This is a genomic window from Streptomyces sp. Y20 (genome assembly GCF_043195475.1).
GTDB lineage: Bacteria > Actinomycetota > Actinomycetes > Streptomycetales > Streptomycetaceae > Streptomyces.
On sequence record NZ_JBIDDP010000008.1, the window covers coordinates 336,478 to 360,177 of the forward strand.

At 74.3% G+C, this 23,700-nt stretch carries 22 protein-coding genes; 12 read left to right on the forward strand and 10 right to left on the reverse strand.

From position 1 onward, the window contains the following. Positions 1-68: 68 nt before the first annotated feature. Positions 69-1,031, reverse strand: coding sequence for a YihY/virulence factor BrkB family protein (locus ACGFT1_RS22460; protein ID WP_373910712.1), 963 nt, complete (start codon positions 1,029-1,031; stop codon positions 69-71). Between the two features lie 36 nt (positions 1,032-1,067). Further along, on the reverse strand, positions 1,068-2,063 hold the full coding sequence (gene ppk2 / locus ACGFT1_RS22465; protein WP_373910713.1) for a polyphosphate kinase 2: 996 nt from the start codon (positions 2,061-2,063) through the stop codon (positions 1,068-1,070). A 191-nt stretch (positions 2,064-2,254) separates the two neighbouring features. Between ppk2 and ACGFT1_RS22470 the strand changes: the two genes are divergently transcribed. Then, complete coding sequence (locus tag ACGFT1_RS22470; protein ID WP_373910714.1) at positions 2,255-3,883, forward strand: alkaline phosphatase D family protein; 1,629 nt, start codon at positions 2,255-2,257, stop codon at positions 3,881-3,883. A gap of 195 nt (positions 3,884-4,078) precedes the next feature. Here ACGFT1_RS22470 and ACGFT1_RS22475 read toward each other — a convergent pair whose 3' ends face one another. After that, positions 4,079-5,005: a DUF3027 domain-containing protein gene (locus ACGFT1_RS22475; protein WP_373910715.1), complete on the reverse strand. Its 927-nt coding sequence runs from the start codon at positions 5,003-5,005 to the stop codon at positions 4,079-4,081. 370 nt (positions 5,006-5,375) lie between these two features. On the opposite strand from ACGFT1_RS22475, the gene ACGFT1_RS22480 reads away from it, so the two are divergent. From ACGFT1_RS22480 to ACGFT1_RS22495, 4 genes are all read left to right on the forward strand, one after another. Continuing rightward, complete coding sequence (locus ACGFT1_RS22480) at positions 5,376-6,719, forward strand: MFS transporter (RefSeq protein ID WP_373910762.1); 1,344 nt, start codon at positions 5,376-5,378, stop codon at positions 6,717-6,719. 105 nt (positions 6,720-6,824) lie between these two features. Beyond that, positions 6,825-7,298, forward strand: coding sequence for a DUF2771 domain-containing protein (locus ACGFT1_RS22485; RefSeq protein WP_373910716.1), 474 nt, complete (start codon positions 6,825-6,827; stop codon positions 7,296-7,298). Further along, the gene (locus ACGFT1_RS22490) at positions 7,271-8,014 is read left to right on the forward strand and encodes a futalosine hydrolase (RefSeq protein WP_373910763.1); all 744 of its coding nucleotides are present in this window, start codon (positions 7,271-7,273) and stop codon (positions 8,012-8,014) included. The genes ACGFT1_RS22485 and ACGFT1_RS22490 overlap by 28 nt, the downstream gene beginning before the upstream one ends. A 70-nt stretch (positions 8,015-8,084) precedes the next feature. Then, positions 8,085-8,912, forward strand: a complete 828-nt coding sequence (locus ACGFT1_RS22495; RefSeq protein WP_373910764.1) for a 1,4-dihydroxy-6-naphthoate synthase — start codon at positions 8,085-8,087, stop codon at positions 8,910-8,912. A gap of 13 nt (positions 8,913-8,925) precedes the next feature. Here ACGFT1_RS22495 and ACGFT1_RS22500 read toward each other — a convergent pair whose 3' ends face one another. Further along, positions 8,926-9,309, reverse strand: a complete 384-nt coding sequence (locus ACGFT1_RS22500; RefSeq protein ID WP_356817891.1) for a cold-shock protein — start codon at positions 9,307-9,309, stop codon at positions 8,926-8,928. A 163-nt stretch (positions 9,310-9,472) separates the two neighbouring features. Here ACGFT1_RS22500 and ACGFT1_RS22505 point away from each other — a divergent pair, with 163 nt between their 5' ends. Next, on the forward strand, positions 9,473-9,724 hold the full coding sequence (locus ACGFT1_RS22505) for a hypothetical protein (protein ID WP_373910717.1): 252 nt from the start codon (positions 9,473-9,475) through the stop codon (positions 9,722-9,724). Here ACGFT1_RS22505 and ACGFT1_RS22510 read toward each other — a convergent pair. Beyond that, positions 9,700-10,332, reverse strand: coding sequence for an HAD family hydrolase (locus ACGFT1_RS22510; RefSeq protein WP_373910718.1), 633 nt, complete (start codon positions 10,330-10,332; stop codon positions 9,700-9,702). The two genes, ACGFT1_RS22505 and ACGFT1_RS22510, sit on opposite strands and share 25 nt — an antisense overlap. A gap of 107 nt (positions 10,333-10,439) precedes the next feature. Continuing rightward, positions 10,440-11,468, reverse strand: coding sequence for a hypothetical protein (locus ACGFT1_RS22515; RefSeq protein WP_373910719.1), 1,029 nt, complete (start codon positions 11,466-11,468; stop codon positions 10,440-10,442). A 98-nt stretch (positions 11,469-11,566) separates the two neighbouring features. Here ACGFT1_RS22515 and ACGFT1_RS22520 point away from each other — a divergent pair, with 98 nt between their 5' ends. Together ACGFT1_RS22520 and ACGFT1_RS22525 are read left to right on the forward strand one after the other, a co-directional pair. Beyond that, on the forward strand, positions 11,567-14,248 hold the full coding sequence (locus ACGFT1_RS22520; protein ID WP_373910720.1) for a helicase-associated domain-containing protein: 2,682 nt from the start codon (positions 11,567-11,569) through the stop codon (positions 14,246-14,248). A gap of 99 nt (positions 14,249-14,347) precedes the next feature. Continuing rightward, positions 14,348-15,991, forward strand: coding sequence for a DNA repair helicase XPB (locus tag ACGFT1_RS22525; protein WP_373910721.1), 1,644 nt, complete (start codon positions 14,348-14,350; stop codon positions 15,989-15,991). Here ACGFT1_RS22525 and ACGFT1_RS22530 read toward each other — a convergent pair. After that, on the reverse strand, positions 15,957-17,156 hold the full coding sequence (locus ACGFT1_RS22530; protein ID WP_373910722.1) for a glycosyltransferase 87 family protein: 1,200 nt from the start codon (positions 17,154-17,156) through the stop codon (positions 15,957-15,959). The genes ACGFT1_RS22525 and ACGFT1_RS22530 overlap by 35 nt on opposite strands. Before the next feature lie 221 nt (positions 17,157-17,377). Between ACGFT1_RS22530 and ACGFT1_RS22535 the strand changes: the two genes are divergently transcribed. Continuing rightward, positions 17,378-19,411 (forward strand): UvrD-helicase domain-containing protein, encoded by a 2,034-nt coding sequence (locus ACGFT1_RS22535; protein WP_373910723.1) that lies wholly within the window; start codon positions 17,378-17,380, stop codon positions 19,409-19,411. A gap of 12 nt (positions 19,412-19,423) precedes the next feature. On the opposite strand, the gene ACGFT1_RS22540 is transcribed toward ACGFT1_RS22535, so the two are convergent. Further along, positions 19,424-20,122, reverse strand: coding sequence for a copper homeostasis protein CutC (locus ACGFT1_RS22540; RefSeq protein ID WP_373910724.1), 699 nt, complete (start codon positions 20,120-20,122; stop codon positions 19,424-19,426). Between the two features lie 124 nt (positions 20,123-20,246). On the opposite strand from ACGFT1_RS22540, the gene ACGFT1_RS22545 reads away from it, so the two are divergent. Next, entirely contained in the window at positions 20,247-20,891 is a 645-nt protein-coding gene (locus ACGFT1_RS22545; RefSeq protein WP_373910725.1) for a hypothetical protein, read from the forward strand. A 35-nt stretch (positions 20,892-20,926) separates the two neighbouring features. Beyond that, positions 20,927-22,018, forward strand: coding sequence for a GNAT family N-acetyltransferase (locus tag ACGFT1_RS22550; protein ID WP_373910765.1), 1,092 nt, complete (start codon positions 20,927-20,929; stop codon positions 22,016-22,018). On the opposite strand, the gene ACGFT1_RS22555 is transcribed toward ACGFT1_RS22550, so the two are convergent. Both ACGFT1_RS22555 and ACGFT1_RS22560 read right to left on the reverse strand, forming a co-directional pair. Continuing rightward, a complete protein-coding gene (locus tag ACGFT1_RS22555) occupies positions 22,000-22,275 on the reverse strand; it encodes a DUF4031 domain-containing protein (protein ID WP_356945899.1) in 276 nt (91 codons plus the stop codon). The two genes, ACGFT1_RS22550 and ACGFT1_RS22555, sit on opposite strands and share 19 nt — an antisense overlap. A 7-nt stretch (positions 22,276-22,282) precedes the next feature. Continuing rightward, a complete protein-coding gene (locus ACGFT1_RS22560) occupies positions 22,283-22,666 on the reverse strand; it encodes a hypothetical protein (protein ID WP_373910726.1) in 384 nt (127 codons plus the stop codon). A gap of 56 nt (positions 22,667-22,722) precedes the next feature. Here ACGFT1_RS22560 and ACGFT1_RS22565 point away from each other — a divergent pair, with 56 nt between their 5' ends. Then, positions 22,723-23,628 carry a MurR/RpiR family transcriptional regulator gene (locus tag ACGFT1_RS22565; RefSeq protein WP_373910727.1) on the forward strand — a complete coding sequence of 302 codons (906 nt, stop codon included), beginning with the start codon at positions 22,723-22,725 and terminating at the stop codon, positions 23,626-23,628. Positions 23,629-23,700 lie beyond the last annotated feature (72 nt).

The following is a 23,700-nucleotide window of genomic DNA, read 5'->3' on the forward strand; positions in this document are numbered from 1 at the left end:
CCGGTCGCCCGGGCACGGGAACGCCGGTGGCCAGGGGGAACACCCCTCGGCGCTGCCGTGCCTCCGCGTCAGGGTCCCGGCCCCGGATCGGGGTTGACGGCCCGGCTCAGACCGGCGCGCGCGGCTTCCAGCTGGGCGGCGAACGCGATACCCAGGAACAGGGCGACCGCCGTCAGGTTGGCCCACAGCAGCAGGGCCACGAAGGCGGTGAGAGGCCCGTACACGGCGCCGAAGGAGCCGCTGCGGGAGACGTAGAGGGCCAGCAGCCAGGTCGCGACGACCCACAGCACCAGGTGGACGGCGGAACCGAACGCCAGCCAGGTGTACCCGGGCTGGTCCCGGCGCGGCGACCAGCGCAGGATGACGGCGGACGCCACCCAGGCGAGGGCCGTGCCCACGGGCACCTCCAGGGCGCCCCACCACGCCGGGGGCGCGGACCGGCCGAGCGCCTCGGTCGTCGCGGCGCCGACGGCCTCGCCCGCGACGAGGACGAGGAAGCCCAGCACCATCGGCACCCCGGCCGCGAACGCGAGGAGCACGGCTCTGCCGTACTTGCGGGGGAATGGCCGGTCCCGTTCGATGCCGTAGATGCGGTTGGCGCCCCGCTCGACCTGGCCCATCGCCGAGGCCAGGTTGAGGACGGAGAACGCCAGGCCCAGGCAGAGCGCGACCTTGCCCCACAGGTCGGAGCCGGCCGTGCGGCGGGTGCCGCGCAGCGCGTCCTGGATGACGTCCGAGCCGCCCCCCGGCACGATCCTGCGCAGGGTCAGCTCGATGACGCGCCCCACGCTCTCCGTGTGCGCGGCCGTGGCGAGGCCGACCAGCGCGATGAGGAGCGGCACCATGCCCAGCACGATCTGGAAGCCGAGGGCCCGCGCGTTGGTGAAACCGTCGGCGTAGCGGAACCGGGAGAACGCGTCGAGCAGCAGCCGTACGCCTCCGTAGCGCCGCAGCGCGGTGAAGGCCTCGTCGCCGGAGAGTTCCTCCCCGATCATGTCCCGCGTCTGCGGGACGTGGACCACCGTCCCCATGGTCTGCGTCTCCTCAGGTGTGGAAGCGGCCGGCCGTCACCGCGGGTCCGGATGGTTCCCGGGGCCGTTGCCGGGCCCGGCCAGCGGTGTCGGCGACAGTGCCGTGGGTTCCTCACCCGGCTCCAGCAGGGTGTCCGCCGCACCGACGATCAGCGGGTCGGGGGTGCCTACCGCCGCGGCGTCCTTGGCGAGGTAGTCGAAGCGGTCGAGCAGGCTGCGCATCGCTTCGAGCCGGCCCCGCCGCTTGTCGTTGTTCTTCACGACCGTCCAGGGCGCGTGGGCCGTGTCCGTCGCCCGGAACATCTCGACCTTGGCCGCCGTGTAGTCGTCCCAGCGGTCGAGGGAGGCCAGATCGGTGGGCGAGAGCTTCCAGCGGCGCACCGGGTCGACCTGGCGGATCGCGAACCGGGTGCGCTGCTCGGCGCGGGACACCGAGAACCAGAACTTCACCAGCAGGATGCCGTCGTCGGTGAGCAGCCGCTCGAACATCGGGGTCTGCGCGAGGAACTGCTCGTACTCGGCGTCCGTGCAGAAGCCCATGACCCGTTCCACTCCGGCCCGGTTGTACCAGGATCGGTCGAAGAAGACGATCTCGCCGCGGGCCGGGAGGTGCGTCACGTACCGCTGGAAGTACCACTGTCCCGCCTCGCGCTCGGTGGGCTTGTCCAGCGCCACCACGTGGGCCCCGCGGGGGTTGAGCCGCTCGGTCATCCGCTTGATGGTGCCGCCCTTGCCGGCCGCGTCCCGGCCCTCGCAGACCACGACGATCCGCCGGCCCGTCTCCTTCACCCAGCGCTGGAGTTTGAGCAGCTCTATCTGGAGTATCCGCTTGGTCCGCTCGTACTCGCGCCGGCCGAGCCTGCTGTCGTAGGGGTGGTTCTCCCGCCAGGTCTCGACCGGCCCGCCGCCGGCGCCCAGGAGCACCGGGCGTTCCGGCTGCCGGTCGTCCACCTCCAGACCCCGCAGCAGGTCGTCCTCCCGCGCCGGGCCGTGGGTGTCCCGTGTCTCCGTCACCTGCTCGTGCTCGGCCATGGACCGCCTCTCCCGCCTGGCCACTCGCCGGGGCCACCCCGCCGGACCCCGTCGCGGTCCTCTCCCACGTGCCCGCGAAGACCGGACCCAGACGCACGACCTGACCCCGGGGGCCGACCGCCGCCGGGGGCGCCCTGTACGGTCGCTACGGTCGTTCCTATCCGTACAGTGCGAGACCGGAGGGCCCTCACGTGCCGGAACTGCTTCTGGGACCAGTGCTGAGGTACACCGACGGCTCATGCGCGACCGTGTGGGTCGAGACGGGCCGGCCCTGCACGGTGCGGGTGCGCTGCTCGGACGGTGCGGGCGGCACGGCCCCCACCTTCCAGGTCGCCGGACACCACTACGCGCTCGTCACGGTCACCGGGCTGCGGCCGGACGGTTCACCGTCGTACGAGGTGTTCCTGGACGACGCCCCGGTGTGGCCCCTGCCCGACTCCCGCTTCCCGCCCTCCGTGATCCGGGCACCCGGAGCCGGCGACGCCGTCCGGGTCACCTTCGGGTCCTGCCGCTGGGCGGCGCCCCCGGCCGACGGCACCGACCCGGTCGGCCCGGACGCCCTCGACACCCTCGCCACCCGGCTGGCGGCCGACCCCGGCGCCCGGCGCCCCGACGTCCTGCTGCTCCTGGGCGACCAGGTGTACGCGGACGAGACCTCCGAGGACACCCGGCGCTGGCTGGCCGGCCGCCGCGATCTGGACAAGGCACCCGGCAGCGAGGTCACCGACTACGAGGAGTACTGCCACCTCTACCACGAGTCCTGGCTCGACCCCGAGATCCGCTGGCTGCTGTCCACCGTGCCCAGCTTCATGATCTTCGACGACCACGACATCGTGGACGACTGGAACACCTCCGCCGCCTGGCTCGCCGACATGCGCGCCACCGACTGGTGGCAGGAGCGGATCCTCAGCGGCCTGATGTCCTACTGGGTCCACCAGCACCTCGGCAACCTCTCCCCCGCCGAACTGGCCGAGGACCCCGCCTACGCCGCCGTACGCGCCACCCCGGACGGCACCGACGCGCTGCGCGACCTCGCCACCCGGGCGGACGCCGACCCCGCCGCGGTCCGCTTCAGCTACCGGCGCGACTTCGGCCGCGTCCGGGTGGTCATGGTGGACTCCCGGGCGGCACGCGTCCTGGACGAGGACCGCCGGTCCATGCTCACCCCCGGCGAGGCCGACTGGCTGCGCGACCAGGTGCTGTCCGACCCCGGGTCGTACGACCACCTGCTCATCGGCACGTCCCTGCCCTGGCTGCTCCCGCACCTCGTGCACGACGCCGAGAACTGGGACGCCGCCCTGTGCGCCGGGGAACGCGGGGCGCGCTGGGCCCGCTTCGGCGAGTACCTGCGCCGCCGCGCCGACCTGGAGCACTGGGCCGCCTTCCCCCGCTCCTTCGCCTCCCTCGCCGCGCTCATCGCCGAGACCGGGACCGCGCCGGACGCCCCCGCGAGCGTGTGCGTGCTCTCCGGGGACGTGCACCACGGCTACCTCGCCCGGGCCTCCTGGCCGACCGACGGACCCCGCATCCCCGTCGTCCAGCTCACCTGCTCACCCGTCCACAACTCCGTGCCCCGGTCGATGCGGGTCGGCTTCCGCTTCGGCTGGAGCGCCCCGGCCCGCCTGCTGGGACGCCTCCTCGCCCGCCACGGCCGCTGTGACCGGCCTCCGGTCACCTGGCGCAAGCAGGGCGGGCCGTGGTTCGGCAACCAGCTCATGACCCTGACCCTGCGCGGCCGCGCTGCCCACCTCCGCCTGGAACTGACCACTGCGGAGGCGGAGTTGCGCACGGCGCACGAAACCACCCTGACACGCGGGTAGTTCAGCCGGCGGCCGCGTGCCCGACGACGTCGGTCCGGGCCGCGGGCGCCACGGCCAGGACGGCTCCGCCGGTCCGCTCGGCGTCGCGGATGCGGCTGGTGCCGGATCGCTGCCGACGCCGGGGCCGCCGCCGGGGAAGACCGCGCGGGCGCAGGTGTGCCTGCGGTCAGGGGGCTGCCCGGCGGCGGCCGCGGATCAGGAGTGCCCGAGTTCCGCCGTCTCGTCGTCGCCGATGTCCGGGACGGAGCCGGAGTCGCGGGCGGGGCGGAGCGGGAAGGGGTCGACGCGGGTCTCGTCGATGACCGGCGCGGCCGGCTGCGGGGGCTTGGGCATGACCGCCGCCTCGGAGTGGCCGCCGCAGCCGTAGGCGAGGGAGACCACGCGGCCGTCCGCCGGCGAGAACTCGTTGGCGCAGACGCCGAAGGCCTGGCCGAGGGAACCGCCGATGGGGGTGAGGAAGCCGCAGCTGACGCAGCTGGCGGGGGCCGCCTCGGCCATGGGGGTCTTGGGACCGAAGGCCTCTTCCCATCGGTCGGCGGCGCTGTGCAGGCCGTAGCGGGACAGGACGCGGGCCCGGCGCATGCCGAGTTCCTCGGCGACGGCCGCGATCGTCCCCCGCGCGGGGACGGCCTGCTGGACGGCGGGGGTGCCGGGGGTGACGTCGGCGTCCTCCGCCTCGGCCAGTTCCCGCATCTCCTCGGAGACCGCCGCGGTGGGCAGCGGCTCCTCCTCGCCGGTGTAGCCGGGCTCCAGGCGCAGGTCGTCCTGGTCGGTGGGGAGCAGGTCGCCGGGGCCGAGGTCGCCGGGACGCAGGCGCTCGCTCCACGGGACCCACTCGGGGGCCAGGAGGGCATCGGGTCCGGGCAGGAGGACGACCTCGTCGAGGGTGACGGCCCTGGCGCGGGAGGCGCGGGCCACCGTCACGGCCCAGCGCCAGCCCCGGTAGCCCAGCTCCTCGCAGTCGAAGAAGTGCGTGACAACGCGGTCGCCCTCGGACACCAGGCCGCTGTGCTCGCCGACCACGCCGGGCGCGGCGGCCTCCTCGGCGGCGGCACGTGCGAGGTCGACGGCCTCGGCGCACAGGCGGTCGGGGGTGCGGCTTCGCGTGGTCGCTGCGCTCACAGGTATCGCTTCTCTCCTACGCCGTCTCATCGAGTGCGGCTGCCTCCGGCGGTTTCGCCTACGGAGCGGACCAGGGGACCGCATCGACGTCTGCATCCGCGCGCCCGGGCGCACCTCTGCCATCCATTCTGCGTTATGGCTGAGATAGGCACGCTACACCGGGCGGGATTCGTCGATTCCCCGACCCGGCCACCCGCCGGGGCCGAGTGCCGGTCGCGGGACCCCCTTCCGAAGCCCCGGCGGGCCGCGATCAGAGCTTTGTACGCCGCCACACGCGTACGGAGGGCACTATCAAAGCCGATCTCGGGGCACTATGAACGTCGTGGCAGCCGCGGACAAGGTAGAGGATCGGGGCGGCGGTTCGGGCCGGGTGGGAGGTGCCGTCCGCTCGATGGGGCGTGCCCTGCACCTACCGGTCACCGGTACGGCGCGCGGCATCCGCAAGGTGACGCACGCGCACGGGGCCGGCGAGTCGGGCCTGGGCAAGCTGATCGAACTGCACGCGGTGAACGGCGCCGGCGATGTGATGATCACCGTCGCGCTCGCCTCGACCGTGTTCTTCTCCGTGCCCACCGACGAGGCACGCGGGCGGGTCGCGCTGTACCTCGCCATCACGATGGCGCCGTTCACGGTGCTCGCCCCCGTCATCGGACCCCTGCTCGACCGGCTGCCGCACGGGCGGCGGGCGGCGATGGCCGGGGCGATGCTCGCGCGGGCGCTGCTCGCGCTGATCATCTCGGGCGCGGTGGCGACCGGCAGCCTGGAGCTGTATCCGGCGGCGCTGGGCGTGCTGGTGGCGTCGAAGGCGTACGGCGTGGTCAGAAGCGCCGTCGTGCCCCGGCTGCTGCCGCGCGGGTTCTCGCTGGTGAAGGCCAACTCCCGGGTGACGCTCGCCGGGCTGCTGGCCACCGGTGCCGCCGCGCCGGTCGGGGCGGGGCTGCACGCCATGGGCGACCCGTGGCCGTTGTACGGCGCCTTCGTGATCTTCGTAGGCGGAACGATCCTGTCGTTCTCCCTGCCGACCTCGGTCGACTCGGCCAAGGGCGAGAGCAGGGCGCTGCTGGCGGCCGACGAGGAGCACCGGCACAGCTCGCGCCGCACCCCGCCGAAGCGGCCGGGACTGCGGACCGTCGGGCCCGCCGTCACGCACGCGCTCGGCGCCAACGCCGGCCTGCGCTGCCTGTCCGGCTTCCTGATCTTCTTCCTCGCGTTCCTGCTGCGTGAGCACCCGCTGACGGGGGAGAGCGCGGCGGTGTCGCTGGGCGTGGTGGGGGTCGCGGCGGGCACGGGCAACGCGCTGGGGACGGCCGTGGGGGCGTGGCTGAAGTCGCGCGCCCCGGAGATCATCATCGTGACCGTGGTCGCGGTGGTCCTCGGCGCCGCGGTGATCGCCGCCGTGTTCTTCGGGGCGTTCCTGGTGGCCTGCCTGGCCGCGGTCGCCGGGTTCGCGCAGGCGCTGGCCAAGCTGGCGCTCGACGCGCTGATCCAGCGGGACGTGCCGGAGGCGGTGCGGACCTCGGCGTTCGCCCGCTCCGAGACGCTGCTGCAGATGGCGTGGGTGTTCGGCGGCGCGGTCGGCATAGTGATGCCGCTCAACGGCACGGTGGGGCTGCTGACCGGCGCCGCGTTCGTGGCCGTCGGCTGGCTGAGCACCCTGCGTGGCCTGCTCGCCTCGGCCCGGCACGGCACCCGGGCCCGGGCCCAGGTGGCGTAACGATCGGGTACCGGAGGCCCGGCCGCGGGCACGCGCGGCGTAACGAACCGGGCACGCCGCACCCCGCGTGGGCGGTCGGACACGGGCGCCCGATAGCCTTCGGCCATGACCACGCTGCAATCCGTTGTGCGACGCCGCCGCGCCGTCGCCGCCGCCGGCGCCGTTTCCGCCGGACTGCTCGCCCTGTCGGCCTGCGACAAGCCGACGCCCGTCGCGACGATCACCGTCGGCAGGAGCTCGGTCAACGCCGAGGCTCTCTGCTACAACGACGGCAAGGCCCTCGACGACAAGTCGCTGGCGAAGTGCGTCAAGAAGGCCGGCGACGTCGAGTCGATCAAGGTCGGCCAGGACGAGACCGTCCGCGTCGGCGTCGACCCGAAGATCGCGGACGCCGGCTGGGTCCTCCTGGTGAACGGCCGCCAGTTCACCGACACCAGCAAGGAGACGTACCGGACGATCCCGAGCAGCGCCTTCTTCAACACGCAGTACGGCACCCAGGGCGACACCAACACGGTGTCCATCCGCATGGGCGGCAAGTCGAACGACGGCGTCTGGTCCTTCAAGCTGAAGAAGGCCTGATCACGACGGCGGTACGGGTCCTGGTCGCCACCGCGGTCCCCGCCGAGCGGGACGCGGTGGCCCGGGCGCTGCCCGCGGCCGAGGAGACACGGCTGCCGGGTGCGGTGCTGTGGCATACGGCCGCCGGCTGGGACCTGCTGGCCGCCGGGGTCGGCCCGGCGCTCGCCGCCGCGTCCACCGCCGGTGCCCTCACCGCCGCCGCGCTGGCCGGCCGGCCCTACGGCCTGGTGGTCTCGGCGGGGATCGGCGGCGGCTTCCCGCCCGGCGCGCCCGTCGGCTCCCTCGTCGTCGCCGACGCCGTCACCGTGGCCGACCTCGGCGCCGAGACCGCCGACGGCTTCCTGCCGGTCACCGAACTCGGGTTCGGAACCGTCACCCACCGCCCGCCGGAATCACTCGTACGAGTCGTGTCGGAGGCCACCGGTGCCCGTACCGGCACCATTCTGACCGTCTCCACCGTGACCGGCACCGCCGCCCGCGCCGCCGCCCTGCGCGCCCGGCACCCCGGCGCGCTCGCCGAGGGCATGGAGGGGTTCGGGGTGGCCGAGGCCGCCGCCGCGCACCGGGTGCCCGTGCTGGAGATCCGCGCCGTCTCCAACCCCGTCGGGCCCCGCGACCGTGCCGCCTGGCGCATCGGCGACGCCCTCGCCGCCCTCACCGAGGGCTTCGGGAAGCTGGCGCCCGCACTGGAGAGTTGGAACCCGCATGAGCACTGAGCCGCTGAGCAGCGCGTCGCCGAGCACCGCGTCGCCGAGCACCGAGTCGCCGAGCCCCGAGTCGCTGAAGATCGCGTACTCGCCCTGCCCCAACGACACCTTCGTCTTCGACGCGCTCGCCCACGGGCGCGTCCCCGGCGCCCCCGCGCTGGACGTGACCTTCGCCGACATCGACATCACCAACGGCATGGCCGAGCGCGGCGAGTCGGACGTGCTGAAGGTGTCGTACGCCGTCCTGCCGTACGTCCTCGACACGTACGCGCTGCTGCCGTGCGGCGGCGCGCTGGGCCGGGGCTGCGGACCGCTGGTCCTCACCCGCTCGCCGGGCGCCGACCTCACCGGACGCACGGTCGCGGTGCCCAGCGAGAAGTCCACCGCCTACCTGCTGTTCCGCCTGTGGGCCGCGGACACGCTGCCCGGCGGGGTCGGCGAGATCGTCGTCCTGCCGTTCCACGAGATCATGCCGGCCGTACGGGACGGCAAGGTGGACGCCGGACTGGTCATCCACGAGGCCCGCTTCACCTATCAGAACTACGGGCTGCACAAGCTCGCCGACATGGGCGAGCACTGGGAGCTGACCACCGGGCTGCCGATCCCGCTCGGCGCGATCATCGCCCGGCGCGCGCTGGGCGCCGAGACGCTCGGCCGGCTCGCCGAGTCCGTCCGCGCCTCGGTGCGGGCCGCCTGGGACGACCCGGAGGCCTCCCGTCCGTACGTCCTGGCACACGCCCAGGAGATGGACCCGGCCGTCGCCGACCAGCACATCGGGCTGTACGTCAACGAGTTCACCGCCGCCCTCGGCGAGGACGGTTACGCCGCGGTCCGCGGACTGCTCACGCGCGCGGCGGCCGAGGGACTCGTACCGCCCCTCGGTCCGGACGCGCTCGCGTTTCCCTGACGGCGGCGGCTCTCTAGACGTCCAGCTGGTCGGCGACCGCGCGGAGCAGGCCGGCGATCTTCTTGCCGGAGACCTTGTCGGGGTAACGGCCCTTCTCCAGCTGCGGGGTGATGTTCTCCAGGAGAGTCGTCAGGTCCTGCACGATCGAGGCCAGCTCGTCCGGCTTCTTGCGCTGGGCGGCGGCGACCGACGGGGTCGGGTCGAGCACGATGACCGAGAGCGCCTGGTCGCCGCGCTGGCCGGCGACCACCCCGAACTCCACGCGCTGGCCCGGCTTGAGCACATCGACTCCGGCGGGGAGAACAGAGGAATGAACGAAGACGTCACCGCCGTCGTCGCGGGAGAGGAAGCCGAAGCCCTTCTCGCTGTTGAACCACTTGACCTTGCCGGTAGGCACGTCTGTCCTCGTCCTCGTACTCGTTGGGGGAATGCTTCGGGAACGGCTCTTGATAGCACAGAGCGGGTCGACCGTGACCCGCCGCTACCAAGGCTAATGGTCTTCGGGCCGGTGACAAGACGGCCCTCGGCTGTTCTCTCGCGCCAGGAACTACCCTGGTCCGGTGCGTGACAAAACCCAACCGAATCCCACCGCGCCCGGTGACGGACTGATCCGCGCCGGTGCCGTCGTCTTCTTCGTCGGAGCGGTGGCCACCCTGGTCACGGTGGCGCCGATGCTGCTCGGTGCGACGCCTTTCCCGACCTACATGTTCGGCCTGAGCATGCTCATGGCCGTCGGCTTCCTCATCGCCGGCGCCGGTGTCCTGCGCTCCGTCGCCGCGGGACGGCGTCAGGCGAAGGACGCCTCCCGGTAGCCGGAGAGCCACGCCGGAAACGCCGACAGGTCGTCCAGGACGACGTCCGCCCCGGCCGCGCGCAGCTCCTCGGCCGGGCACGGGCCGGTCGCCACGGCCACCGACAACGCCCCCGCCGTGCGGGCCCCGCGCACGTCGCCGACGTGGTCGCCGACGTACACGCCCGCGCCGTGCTCGCGCAGCGCCACCGCCTTCTGCTCGGCCCACAGGTCACCGACGACCACGTCCGGCTCGATGCCCAGGTGGGCCAGGTGCAGTTTGGCGTTCGGCTCGTACTTCGCCGTCACCACCATCGTCCTGCCACCGGCCTCGCGGACCGCGTCGATCGCCTCCCGGGCCCCGTCCATGGCCGGCGTGGCGGTGATGGCCTTCGACGGGTACATCTCCCGGTACAGATCGGCCACCACCGGCACCTGATCGGCCGGGAACCAGTGGATCAGCTCCTCGGCGAGGGGCGGCCCCAGCCGGGTCACCGCCAGATCGGCGTCGATGAACGTCCCCGTCCGCTCCGCCAGCGCCAGATAACAGGCACGGATGCCCGGCCGCGAGTCGATGAGGGTCATGTCCAGGTCGAACCCGACGGTCCATGAGGAAGCCATGCCCCACATTGTGCCGGTCGCCGAAAGACCGCAGGCATCCCCGCGCTCCGACAGGGACGCGGGGAACCGCGCGAGCAACCGCGACGCACCCGTATCGCACCGCCGGCCCGGCGGCGTCACTTCCGCTGCGAGCGCCACGCCAGGTACAGCGCCGTGGCCACCGCCGCTCCCCTGACCACCCACGGCCACGTCTGCCCGACGGCGTCGTTCATGTGGCCCTGGGCGATCGGCTCCCCCCACCGGCCCTCGTTGCGCCCCCACAGCCACACCACCCCGGCGGCGACCGCCGTACCGGGCAGCACCAGCACCGCCCACTTCGTCTCCGCGGGCGTCAGCCGCCGGGAGCCGTAGGCGATCAGCCAGCCCAGCAGCAGCGGGATCCAGTTGCCGAACACGGCACCGGCGACCAGCGCGGCGGCTCCCACCAGCAACAGCGGGTTGGACCAGCCGGCCGCGGGCCGGGGAAGCCGGCGGCGCCGGCCGGTCCCGGCCACGACGCCGGCTCCGGTCCCCTCCCCGTCCCCGCCGCTCTCCCCCACCGCCTCGGCCTTGCGAGCACCGGCCCCGTCGGCCTTCCGGACGTCCGCCCCGGCGGCCTCCGGCGGCCGTCTGAGCAGCTCCGGGATCTCCACCCCGCCGACGAACCCCGGCACCGCGTCGAGGTCCGCCGACGGGCCACCGGCGCTCATCCGCCACCAGTCGGGCGCCGCCGCCCCGTCCCCCAGCTCGTGCGCGGGCGCGAGATGCGGCGGGGAGGACGCGGCGGGCGGGGCCGGTTCGGCGGCACGCGGACGCGGCACGGCCCGCCCCCACCGCCCGCGGGCGCCCTTCTCCAGCGGCCCCGGCCCGGGCGCCCCCTCCCGGGCCGACGGCTGCGCCGGCACGGCGGTGCCCGGCGGCTGCGGCCCCCCGGCGGTGGTGCCGTCCGCCGCCGAGACGACCTCGTCGGGAGTGCCCAGCCGCTCCAGGATGCGGCGGACGGCGGCGGGCGAGTCCACCGTCGCCCTGGCCCGCGACCGGTCGATCTCGTTGCGCAGCTCCGACACGAGCCGCATGCGGGTGGCCGACGGCAGCTGCCGTCGCTGCGCGACGTCCCCGACGCGGCTCAGATACTCGTAGACGACCTGGTCGCTCTCGATCCCCACGAAACCCCTCCGGGGTGACGCCGACTGAAACCCCGTGAGGACCGTACCGCTTCTTTCCCAGCGCCCCCGGCACGGGGAAGTCCGCTACCGTTGGCCGGATGAGCCCCGAGGCCCACTCAGTCCCTCGGTCCCTCGCGGAAGCGCTCCGCGCCAGGGACGACGCCTCCCTGGCCGCGCTGCTGCGCAGCCGCCCGGACCTCATCACCCCCGTCCCCACCGACCTGACCCAGCTCGCCACCCGTGCCGGTACGCGTGCCTCGGTGCTGCGCGCGCTGGAGCGGCTGGACCGGTTCGCGTTGCAGACGGCGGAGGCGCTCGCGGTGGCCCCGGACCCGGCGTCGTACGACACGCTGCTGGGGCTGATGGCGGGGGACGCCGTGGACGAGGCGGTGGCCGCCGCGCTGCCGCGGGCCCTCGGCACCCTGCGCGAGCAGGCCCTGGTGTGGGGCGACGACGTCCGGCTGCGGCTGGTGCGGACCGCCCGCGAGCTGCTCGCGCCGTCCCCGCAGCATCCCTCGCCGACCGGGCTGGGCCCCACCGTGCAGGAGGCCACCTCGGGCATGTCGCCGGGCCGGATCCAGGAGATCGTGACGACGGCGGGGCTGGCGTCGACGCATGACTCGGTGTCCGCGGTGACCGCGCTGACCGGGCTGTTCACCCATCGCAAGAAGATGGCGAAGCTGCTCGCCGGGGCGCCGGAGACCGCCCGCGAGGTGCTGTCCCGGCTGGTCTGGGGGCCGCCGTACGGGCAGGTCACCGCGGATCCGGCCGCGCACCTGCGCTGGCTGCTGGACCGCGGTCTGCTGCTGCCGACGGCTCCCGGCACGGTCGTCCTGCCCCGCGAGGTGGCGCTGCATCTGCGGGAGGGCCGCGCCCACCGCACGCCCGAGCCGCTGCCGCCCGCGGTGGCACCGGCCGCGACGCACAGCCCGCAGGTGGTCGACGCGACGGCCGCCGGGCAGGCGTACACCGCCCTGGCCACCGTGGAGGAGCTGCTGAAGGACTGGGAGGAGGGCGGGCCGGCGGTGCTCAGGGCGGGCGGCCTGAGCGTCCGCGACCTGAAGCGGACCGCCGTCGCCCTGGACGTGTCGGAGCCGGTCGCCGCGTTCTGGGTCGAGCTGGCCCACGCGGCCGGTCTGATCGCCTCCGACGGCGAGGCCGACGAGCGGTACGCGGCCACGCCCGCCTACGACGAGTGGCTTCAGGCGCCCCCCGCCGAGCGCTGGGGCCGGCTCGCCCAGGCCTGGCTGACGGCCACCCGCACCCCGGGGCTTATCGGCGGCCGGGACGCCAAGGACCGCACCCTGTCGGCGCTCGGCCCGGGTCTGGACCGGTCCGCCGCGCCCGAGGTGCGGCACCGCGTGCTGGCCCTGCTGGCGGCGCTGCCGCAGGGCGCGGCCCCGGACGCCGATTCGGTGCTGTCCCGGCTGCGCTGGGAGCACCCGTTGCGCGGCCCCGTGGGCACCGCCCCGCGCGAGCGCGGCGGCGCGTGGGGGAAGGACGGCGGCGAGGAGGACCTGCGTTCCCGGCTCGCCCGCTGGACCCTGACGGAGGCCGAACTGCTGGGCGTGACCGGGCGGGGCGCCCTGTCGGCGCACGGACGCGCGCTGCTCGGCGCACCCCCCGCCGGTTCCGGTTCCGGCGCCCGCTCCGGTGCCGCCCGGCCCGCCGCGCCCGAGGCCGCTCCGCCGGTGACCGGCTCCTCCGCATCCGGTGGTGCGTCCGCTTCCGGCGCGTCCGCTGCCGCGGCCGCGGAACCGGCCGGACCCGGTGACAAGCTGCCCGTGCACCATCACCGGCCGGCCGGCCGGCTCGCGCCCCTCTCCGGCACCGACCAGGCCGTCGCGACCGCCGCCGCGACCCGGCTGCTCGCCCCGCTGCTGCCGGAGCCCCTGGACCACGTGCTGCTCCAGGCGGACCTGACCGCGGTCGCCCCCGGCCCGCTGCGCCGTCCGCTCGCGGACATGCTGGGTGTGCTCGCGGACGTGGAGTCCAAGGGCGGCGCGACCGTGTACCGGTTCACCCCGGCGTCCGTGCGCCGCGCCCTGGACGCCGGCCGGGCCGCCGCCGACCTGCACGCCTTCCTCGCCGAGCACTCCCGCACCCCGGTCCCGCAGCCGCTCGCCTACCTCATCGACGACGTGGCCCGCAGACACGGCCACCTGCGGGTCGGCGCGGCCTCCGCGTACGTCCGCTGCGACGACGACGCCCTGCTGAACGAGATCCTCGCCGACAGGCGTGCCGCCGGTCTGCGCCTGCGCCGCCTCGCCCCGACCGTGCTGGCCTCGCAGAACGATCCGGTGACGCTGCTGGAGGGGCTGCGCGGCATGGGTTACGCGCCCGCCGCCGAGTCCGCCGAGGGTGACGTGCTGATCGCCCGCGTCCACGCCCACCGCACCCCGCCGCGCGCCGCGCCCGAGCCGGTGCCGGAGGGGCCGCCGCCGCCGGACGCCACGCTCCTCGCGGCGGCGGTCCGCGCGATCCGGGCCGGTGACCTGGCCGCCACCGCCCCGCGCAAGGCCGTCGACGGCTCCGCGCCGGGCGGCGAGCTGCCCCGCACGTCCTCCGCCGACACCCTGGCCACCATGCAGGCCGCCGTCCTGACCGGTGACTCCGTGTGGGTCGGCTACGTCAACGCCGAGGGCGCGGCCAGCCAGCGGGTCATCGCGCCGATCCGGGTGGAGGGCGGCTTCGTGACGGCGTACGACCACACGGCGGACGAGGTGCGGACGTATCCGCTGCACCGGATCACGGGGGTCGCCGAGCTGGCGGAGGAGTGAGTCCGCCCCGGTGACGCCACCGGCCCCGGGGAACCTGGGGGAACCCCGCCGGATGAGGCACACTGGACGTTTGGCTATTGCGGAAAGGGTGTGCCGCGCGTGAACGGTCCACTGATCGTCCAGTCCGACAAGACCCTGCTCCTGGAGGTCGACCACGAGCGGGCCGGTGAGTGCCGGCGCGCCATCGCGCCCTTCGCCGAGCTGGAGCGGGCACCCGAGCACATCCACACCTACCGGGTGACCCCGCTCGGCCTGTGGAACGCGCGCGCCGCGGGGCACGACGCCGAGCAGGTCGTGGACGCCCTGGTGGAGTACAGCCGGTACCCGGTGCCGCACGCGCTGCTCGTCGACATCGCCGAGACGATGGACCGCTACGGCCGCCTCACCCTGAGCAAGCACCCCGCGCACGGCCTCGTCCTGACCACCACCGACCGCCCGGTGCTGGAGGAGGTGCTGAAGTCCAAGCGGATCGCCCCGCTGGTCGGCACCCGCATCGACGCGGACACCGTGGCCGTGCACCCCTCGGAGCGGGGGCAGATCAAGCAGACGCTGCTGAAGCTGGGCTGGCCGGCCGAGGACCTCGCCGGGTACGTCGACGGTGAGGCGCACCCCATCGACCTGCTGGAGGACGGCTGGGCGCTGCGGCCGTACCAGAAGCAGGCCGTGGAGAACTTCTGGCACGGCGGCAGCGGTGTCGTGGTGCTGCCCTGCGGCGCCGGGAAGACGCTGGTCGGGGCCGGGGCGATGGCCCAGGCCCGGTCCACCACCCTGATCCTCGTCACCAACACCGTCTCGGCCCGGCAGTGGAAGCACGAGCTGGTGAAGCGGACGTCGCTGACCGAGGAGGAGATCGGCGAGTACAGCGGGACGCGCAAGGAGATCCGACCCGTCACCATCGCCACCTACCAGGTCCTCACGACCCGGCGCAAGGGCGTCTACCCGCACCTGGAGCTGTTCGACTCCCGGGACTGGGGGCTGATCGTCTACGACGAGGTGCACCTGCTGCCCGCGCCCGTCTTCAAGTTCACCGCCGACCTCCAGGCGCGACGGCGCCTGGGTCTGACCGCGACCCTGGTCCGCGAGGACGGCCGCGAGTCGGACGTGTTCTCGCTGATCGGGCCGAAGCGGTTCGACGCGCCCTGGAAGGAGATCGAGGCGCAGGGCTACATCGCGCCCGCCGACTGCGTCGAGGTCCGCGTCAACCTCACCGACACCGAGCGGCTGGCGTACGCCACCGCCGAGGCGGAGGAGAAGTACCGCTTCTGCGCGACCACCGCCACCAAGCGGAAGGTCACGGAGGCGATCGTCCGCCGGTTCGCGGGGCAGCAGATCCTCGTCATCGGCCAGTACATCGACCAGCTGGACGAGCTGGGCGAGCACCTGGACGCACCCGTCATCAAGGGCGAGACCTCCAACGCGCAGCGGGAGAAGCTCTTCGACGCCTTCCGCCAGGGCGAGATCAGCGTGCTGGTGGTGTCGAAGGTCGCCAACTTCTCCATCGACCTGCCGGAGGCCACGGTCGCCGTCCAGGTGTCGGGGACGTTCGGCTCCCGGCAGGAGGAGGCCCAGCGGCTCGGCCGGGTGCTGCGCCCCAAGGCCGACGGCCACCAGGCGCACTTCTACTCGGTCGTCGCCCGCGACACCCTCGACCAGGACTTCGCCGCCCACCGCCAGCGGTTCCTGGCGGAGCAGGGGTACGCGTACCGGATCATGGACGCGGACGAGATCCTGGCGGAGGGCTAGGCGCTGCCGGGCAGGCCGCCCGCGCGGCACCCGGCGGCAACAGGAACGGCCAGAGGAGCGGCAGCAGGGCGTACGGGGATGCCAACGGCTGCTGCCACCACGGCAGTTCAAGGTCCAGGGCGCCCTCGTGGGGGAGCAGCCACATCGTGCGGGCGGTGAAGACGAGGGTCACCAGCACCGCCGTACGGGTGCGGCCCTCCGCCGTCAGCACCGCGAGCAGCGGCACGCACCATACCCAGTGGTGGGTCCAGCTGACCGGGCAGACCAGCAGGGCCGTGAACGCGGTGAGCAGGACGCCGTGGCTCTCCCGGCGGGCACGGCGGGCCAGCGCGAGGCCCGCCACCGCGACCGCCGCCGCCGGCAGCGCCCAGGCGAGGCCCGGTGCGGGGTCGTGCAGGGCCCGCGCGATCAGCCCCCGCAGGGACTGGTTGTCCACGATCCACGCCTTGCCGACCCGGTCGGTCTCGTACAGCCGCCGGGTCCAGAAGTCGGCGCTCTCGGTGGGGAGCAGCAGGAAGCCGAGCAGGACGGTGGCGGCGAGACCGGCCGCCGCCGTGGCCGCCTGCCGCCGGCGTCCGCGCAGCAGCAGGTAGACCAGGAAGAGGACCGGGGTGAGTTTGACGCCGGCCGCCAGACCGAGGGCCAGGCCCCGGGCGCGGGCGCCGGGCGGCCTGGTCAGGTCCCACAGGGTCAGGCAGGCGACGGCCAGGTTGACCTGGCCGAACAGGACCGTCTGGAACACCGGTTCCAGCCAGAGCGCGGCGGCGGTGGCCGTGCACAACCGGGCCGGGGACAGCGGGCGGGAGGCCAGGCGGCCGGAGAGGGCGACCAGGCCGGCGAGCAGCGCCGCGTTGCCCGCCAGGGAGGCCGCCTTCAGGACGGGCGGGGGGAGCCAGGCGGCGGGGACGAAGAGGAGGGCCGCGAAGGGCGGGTAGGTCGCCGGGAGCCGCCACTCGGTGACCGTGAAGCCGTACAGGTCGCCGCCGTGGGCCGCGGCGGTGCCCTCGGCCCGGTACACCAGCAGGTCGGCCATCGGGGCTCGCTGCGCCACGCACAGGGCGGTGAAGCAGCCGAAGGAGAGGACCAGGAGGAGCACGGGCAGGACGGGCAGCACGGACGCGGGAGGGGCAGGCGCCGGGGGGAGGGCCGGGAGGAGAGGCGTCACCGTCCGTTTCCGCACGGATGCGACCTTATGCCGGTCCGTGGCGCCGCGCGCGCCGTGAGTCCCGCGGCACCGAGGTGCGGCACCGATATTCGGTGGCCCCCGTCCGTCGGCCCCTCTACAATCGCCGCTCTTGCCCGCCTCCGCCACGGAGTGCCGCCGCCCGGCCGGAAACCGGACGGCATCGTCGCAGCCCACGCAGCACGCCCACCGGAGGCACCCCCTTGTCCGCACCCACCGACGACCCCCTCGCCCGCGAACGCGCCCACCTCGCCGCGTCCCGTGCCGCCCTGCGCGCCATGCGGGAGGACGCGGAGGCCCTGGACATCCGGGACGTCACCGCCAACTGGGTCAACGCCGAAGTGCTCGCCCGGCAGCTGGAGGCGCGCGTCAAGGCACTGGCCGACCTCAGCGACACCCCGCTGTTCTTCGGCCGCCTCGACTACCGGGAGCAGCGGTGGGAGACGGGCGGACGCTTCTACATCGGGCGGCGGCACGTGCACGACGCCCACGGCGACCCCATGGTCATCGACTGGCGGGCACCGGTCTCGCAGCCGTTCTACCGGGCTTCCCGCAAGGACCCCATGGACGTCGGTCTGCGCCGCCGCTTCGGCTACACGGGCGGGAACCTCACGGCGTACGAGGACGAGCACCTCGATGACCCGGCCGGCCCGATGGAGGACGGCCCCACCAGCAAGCTGCTCCAGCAGGAGATCGAACGGCCGCGCGTCGGCCCGATGCGGGACATCGTCGCCACCATCCAGCCCGAGCAGGACGAGATCGTGCGCAGCGGGCTCGGCGGCACCGTCTGCGTGCAGGGAGGGCCGGGGACCGGCAAGACGGCCGTCGGCCTGCACCGGGTGGCCTACCTGCTCTACGCCCATCGCGAGCGGCTGGCCCGCACCGGCACCCTCGTCATCGGCCCGAACCGGTCCTTCCTGCACTACATCGAACAGGTCCTGCCCGCCCTGGGCGAGCTGGCCGTGCAGCAGGCCACCGTGGACGACCTCGTGGCCCATGTGGAGGTGCGCGGCACGGACGGCGCGCCCGCCGCCGTCGTCAAGGGCGACGCCCGGATGGCCGAGGTGCTGCGCCGGGCCCTGTACTCCCACGTGACCATGCCGGCCGAGCCGGTCGTGGTGGTGCGCGGCTCACGCCGCTGGCGGGTTCCCGCGTACGAAGTGGAGGACCTCGTCCGCGAGCTGCTGGCGCGGGGCATCCGCTACGGAGCCGCCCGCGAGGCCCTGCCGCAGCGCATCGCGCACGCGGTGCTCGTGCAGATGGAGCGGGCCGGGGAGGCCCCGGACGACCGGGTGCAGGACGCGGTCGCCCGCAACGCCGCGGTGAAGGCGGCCGTGAAGACCCTCTGGCCGGCCGTGGACCCGGCGAAGCTGGTGCTGCGACTGCTGACCGACGCCGGGTTCCTCGCCGAACACGCCGCCGGGCTCCTCGACGAGGACGAGCAGCGGACGATCCTGTGGGCCAGGCCGGTACGGGGTGTGAAGGCGGCCAGGTGGTCGGCGGCGGACGCGGTGCTGATCGACGAGGCGGCCGACCTGATCCAGCGCACGTCCTCGCTCGGCCATGTCGTCCTGGACGAGGCGCAGGACCTGTCCCCGATGCAGTACCGCGCCGTCGGCCGCCGCTGCACCACCGGCAGCGCGACCGTGCTGGGCGACCTCGCGCAGGGCACGACCCCGTGGGCGACCCGGAGCTGGGCGGAGGCGCTGGGCCACCTCGGCAAGCCGGACGGGGTCGTGGAGGAGCTGACGGCCGGTTTCCGCGTGCCGACGGACGTGATCACGTACGCCTCCCGGCTGCTGCCCCACATCGCACCCGGCCTCACCCCGGTCGCCTCCGTCCGGGAGAACCCGGGCTTCTTCGAGATCCGTACGGTCGCGGAGCCGGCCGGTGTCGTCGCCGCCTGCGCCCAGTTGCTGCGCAACGAGGGCTCGACGGGCCTGATCGCGGCCGACGCCCGGATCCCGGAGCTGGCGCAGGCGCTGACCGCGGCCGGCATCGGATACCTCGGGCCGGGCCAGGAGACGACCCGGGAGACCCGGCTGACCCTTGTCCCGGCCTCCCTCGCCAAGGGCCTGGAGTACGACTACGTGGTCCTGGACGAGCCGCGCGCCGTGGTGGACGGCGAACCGGACGAACGCACGGGCCTGCGCCGGCTGTACGTGGCGCTGACCCGCGCCGTGTCGGGCCTGATCGTCACCCACGCGGACCCGCTGCCCGCCCAGCTCGCCGGGTAGCGCGCGATACGGCTAGTCGGCGTCGGCGTCCAGGGTCGTGCGCCAGCGGGTGACCGCGTCCGGCGAGACCGGGCCCCGCCAGCCGTCGGGGCGGGCCGCGCCGCCGATGTGGAACGCCGCGAGGCCGCCGGCGCGGAGCCGGGGCACGTGGTCGAGCCGGAGGCCGCCGCCCACCAGGATCTGCTGCGTGTACCCGGGTTCGCCGCCGCGTCCCGCCTCGGCGAGCAGGGTGGGCAGGCCGTCGTCCACGCCGGTGGCGGAGCCGGCGGTGAGGTAGGTGTCCAGGCCGGGCAGGTCGGCGAGGTGTTTGCGCAGGGCGTCGCGGTCGGCGGCCCGGTCGATGGCCCGGTGGAACGTCCACGGGCAGCCGTCGAGCGCGTCCACGACCCGCTCCACCGCGGCCAGGTCGACACCGCCGGCCGTGTCCAGGAAGCCGAGCACGAACTGGTCGGCGCCGGCCGCCCGCAGCTCGCCGGCGACCCCGGCCAGCCGTGTCACGTCACCGGCGGCGAAGCCGTCCGCGAGGCGGAGCATCACGCGCAGGTCGATGTCGACGGCGGCGCGGATCGCGGCGACGGTGGCGGGCGAGGGGGTGAGCCCGTCGGCCGCCATCTCGGTGACCAGCTCCAGCCGGTCCGCGCCTCCGGCCTGGGCGGCGACCGCGTCCTCGGTGTCGAGGGCGATCACCTCCAGGACTGCACGCTTGCTCATGGCACCCCATTCCGTCCGCCGCTACAGGTCTAGTCCAATCAAAGCGTACGCCGGAACGGGGACCTGCCTCACCCGAAACGGAACCCGGACGCCGACGGGCGGGCGGCGCGGCAGAATGCCGTCCATGGCCGATCTCGACGCCCTGCGCCTCCGTTTCGCCCGCGCCCTGGAAGCCGCCCGCGCCCCCGGCGGTGGCCCCGACCCCACGCCGTACGCCGACAACCTGCTCATCCGCTGGCAGGAGCCGCAGCGCCGCTACCACACGGTGACCCACCTCACCGAGGTGCTCGACCACGTCGACACCCTGGCGTCCTGCGCCGCCGACCCGGACGTGGTCCGCCTGGCCGCCTGGTTCCACGACGCCGTCTACCAGCCCGAACGGTCCGAGAACGAGGAGCGGTCCGCACGGCTGGCCGAGCGCGCCCTGTCCGAAGCCGGCCTGTCCGGCGCGAAGACCGCCGAGGTGGCCCGGCTGGTCCGGCTCACCGTCACGCACGACCCGGCCGCCTCCGACCGCGACGGCCGGGTGCTGTGCGACGCCGACCTGGCCGTCCTGGCCGCGCCCCCGTCGGCGTACGCCGCCTACACCGCCCGGATCCGCGAGGAGTACCACTTCGTCCCCGACGCCGCCTTCCGCACGGGCCGTTCCGCGGTCCTGCGTCAACTCCTGGATTTGCCAAGCCTGTTCCGCACGCCGTACGGCCAGGAGCACTGGGAGGCCAGCGCCCGCCACAACCTCGCCGGCGAGCTGGAAATGCTGTCGCCCTGAGAACGGCCCCGCCGTACTGTGCGCGCATGCGGATGATGAGCGGGGACCAGGTGGAGGCGGCCGTCGCGCACTGCACGGCGACACTGCGCGCGGGGCTGGACCGGGACTGGGACGCGGTCCACGCGGCCGGCATGGAGTGGAGCTGCCGTACGACGGCCTTCCACATCGCCCAGGCCTTCACCCATTACGCGAGCCGTCTCGCCAGCCGCGCCCAGGACCGCTTCCCCCTGGCCATCACCCTTCCCGAGGGCACCGACAACGCCGGACTGCTCCAGGTGATCGAGGCGACCGGCGCCCTGGTGGCCGCGGCCGTCCGCACCGCGCCGCCCGGGGCCCGCGCGTACCACCCCCAGCCCTTCGGCACCGCCGACCGCGAGGGTTTCGCGGCGATGGCCGTCAACGAGACGCTGCTGCACACGCACGACATCGCCGAGGGCCTCGGCCTCGCCCACGACCCCGACCCGGACCTCGCCGCGGCCGTCCTCGCCTGGCTGTTCCCCCACGTCCAGCCCGGCCCCGAGCCCTGGCCGACCCTGCTGTGGGCGACCGGCCGCGGCGAACTGCCCGGCCGCGCCCGCGTCACCGACTGGACCTTGTACAACAACCTGGTCCTCCCCACCGAGCGCCTCCTCCTCACCGGCATCCGCCCCGCCGTCGCCGACGACGTGCGCCTCGGCGGCAGGGGCGGCCTGGACTGGCTCGGGGACGGCCCGCACGAGGGCACCCGGCAGGCCTGCTCCTCTTTGATGAAGGCCTACGAAACCGGCGTCCACCGCCCGGAGTTCGGTGTCTTCGCCCTTGTCGGACAGGAGGACGGCCGGGCGATCGGCGGCGTCTGCTTCCACGGCGCCCCGGACGACGAGCGCCGGGTGGAGATCGGCTACGACCTGGTCGAGGGCGCCCGCGGCGACGGCTACGCGACCGAGGCGGTGCGCGCCCTGACCGAGTGGGCGCTGGCCCGGGACGACGTCGACACGGTCATCGCGACGATCGAGCCGGACAACGTCCCCTCGCAACGGGTGGCGACCCGGGCCGGGTTCGTCCGGGCGACCGTGGACGAGGAGCGGACCGCCCACGAGGAGTACGACATGGACAGCGGCCTGCGGCTCTACGTGCGCCGCGCCTGACGCCCCTTCGGCCGGCGCAGCCCGGACGCCCGCAGCAGACGTACCACCTCGCGGCTGCGCACCTCCACCGCCCCGGCGGCCACCGCGTCCGCGTACCGGTGCGACGGCAGGTCGTAGTGATCGCGCTCGAAGGCCCGCCGCGGGACGCCCAGCGCCTCGGCGAACCGGTGCAGTTCGTCGTAGGACACATCGCTCACCAGATGCGACCACATGCGCCCGTGTCCGGGCCAGGCCGGCGGGTCGATGTAGACGGTCATCGGCGCCTCACGAGGACGCCGTCCCGCCCGTCGCCGAACCGAGCGAGCCCACCGGGGCGACCTTCACGCCCGCCTTGTGGCACACCCAGTGCGGATCGGAGCCCAGTTCCGGTTCCACCTCCAGGGCGTGGGGGTCGCCGCCCCCGCACACCGGGCACAGCGGCCATCGGCCGTACCGGTCCAGCAGCGCGTCCTGCACGTCCTGCGCGACCAGCCCGGCGACATAGCCGGCGCCCTCCGGCCACTGCTCGACCCACCAGCGGCGCTGCACGACGGAGTCCTCCACCAGCGAGACCACGTCCGGCTCCGCGGCCCCGCCCGCGACGAGGTCCGCGAGCACCAGGGCGCGGGCCGCGTGCAATGCCTGTTCCAGGGGGCTGATGGGATCCATGCACCCCATTGTGCGCACTCTTGACCCCGGCACGGAACCGAAAATATCTTTCAGGGGTGACCCAGGACCTGAAGGAAAGTTTCGGCAGTCCGGGCGGCTCCCTCGCCGCCAAGGTGCGCACCCTCGCCCCCTCCATGACCCGCTCCATGCAGCGCGTCGCCGAGGCCGTCGCGAGCGACCCGGCCGGCTGCGCCGCCCTCACGGTCACCGGCCTCGCCGGGCTCACCGGCACCAGCGAGGCCACCGTCGTGCGCACCGCCCGGCTGCTCGGCTACCCCGGCTACCGCGACCTGCGCCTCGCCCTCGCCGGGCTCGCCGCCCAGCAGCAGTCCGGCCGCGCGCCCGCCATCACCACCGACATCGCGGTGGACGATCCCCTGGCCGACGTCGTCGCCAAGCTGGCCTACGAGGAACAGCAGACCCTCGCCGACACCGCCGCCGGACTCGACACCGGCCAGCTGGGGGCGGCCGTCACCGCGCTCACCGGTGCACGGCGCACCGACGTGTACGGCATAGGAGCCTCCGGGCTCGTCGCCCAGGACCTCACCCAGAAGCTGCTGCGGATAGGACTCATAGCCCACGCGCACAACGACCCGCACCTCGCCGTGACCAACGCGGTGCAACTCCGCCCCCAAGACGTGGCCATCGCCATCACGCACTCCGGGTCCACCGGGGACGTCATCGAACCGCTCCGGGCCGCCTTCGAGCACGGGGCGACGACCGTCGCCATCACCGGCCGGCCCGACTCCCCCGTCACCCAGTACGCCGACCTGGTGCTGACCACGTCCACCTCGCGGGAGTCGGAGCTGCGGCCCGCCGCGATGTCCTCCCGGACGAGTCAACTGCTCGTCGTGGACTGCCTGTTCGTGGGAGTCGCCCAGCGGACGTACGAGACGGCGGCGCCCGCGCTCGCCGCGTCGTACGAGGCACTGGCCCACCGCCACCGCAGTGCCTCGCGCTAGAACGTAGGACGGACCGTTCGCGGGGATCCGCGGGCTCACTGGGCTTGTCGCGCAGCTCCCCGCGCCCCGGAG

Excerpts from the sequence above, each read along its gene's own strand:
- ACGFT1_RS22460 (WP_373910712.1), bottom strand. The coding sequence starts at position 1,031 with ATGGGGACGGTGGTCCACGTCCCGCAGACGCGGGACATGATCGGGGAG.
- ppk2 (WP_373910713.1), bottom strand. The coding sequence starts at position 2,063 with ATGGCCGAGCACGAGCAGGTGACGGAGACACGGGACACCCACGGCCCG.
- ACGFT1_RS22485 (WP_373910716.1), top strand. The coding sequence starts at position 6,825 with ATGACCACGCTGCAATCCGTTGTGCGACGCCGCCGCGCCGTCGCCGCC.
- ACGFT1_RS22510 (WP_373910718.1), bottom strand. The coding sequence starts at position 10,332 with ATGTGGGGCATGGCTTCCTCATGGACCGTCGGGTTCGACCTGGACATG.
- ACGFT1_RS22520 (WP_373910720.1), top strand. The coding sequence starts at position 11,567 with ATGAGCCCCGAGGCCCACTCAGTCCCTCGGTCCCTCGCGGAAGCGCTC.
- ACGFT1_RS22540 (WP_373910724.1), bottom strand. The coding sequence starts at position 20,122 with ATGAGCAAGCGTGCAGTCCTGGAGGTGATCGCCCTCGACACCGAGGAC.
- ACGFT1_RS22545 (WP_373910725.1), top strand. The coding sequence starts at position 20,247 with ATGGCCGATCTCGACGCCCTGCGCCTCCGTTTCGCCCGCGCCCTGGAA.
- ACGFT1_RS22550 (WP_373910765.1), top strand. The coding sequence starts at position 20,927 with ATGAGCGGGGACCAGGTGGAGGCGGCCGTCGCGCACTGCACGGCGACA.
- ACGFT1_RS22555 (WP_356945899.1), bottom strand. The coding sequence starts at position 22,275 with ATGACCGTCTACATCGACCCGCCGGCCTGGCCCGGACACGGGCGCATG.
- ACGFT1_RS22560 (WP_373910726.1), bottom strand. The coding sequence starts at position 22,666 with ATGGATCCCATCAGCCCCCTGGAACAGGCATTGCACGCGGCCCGCGCC.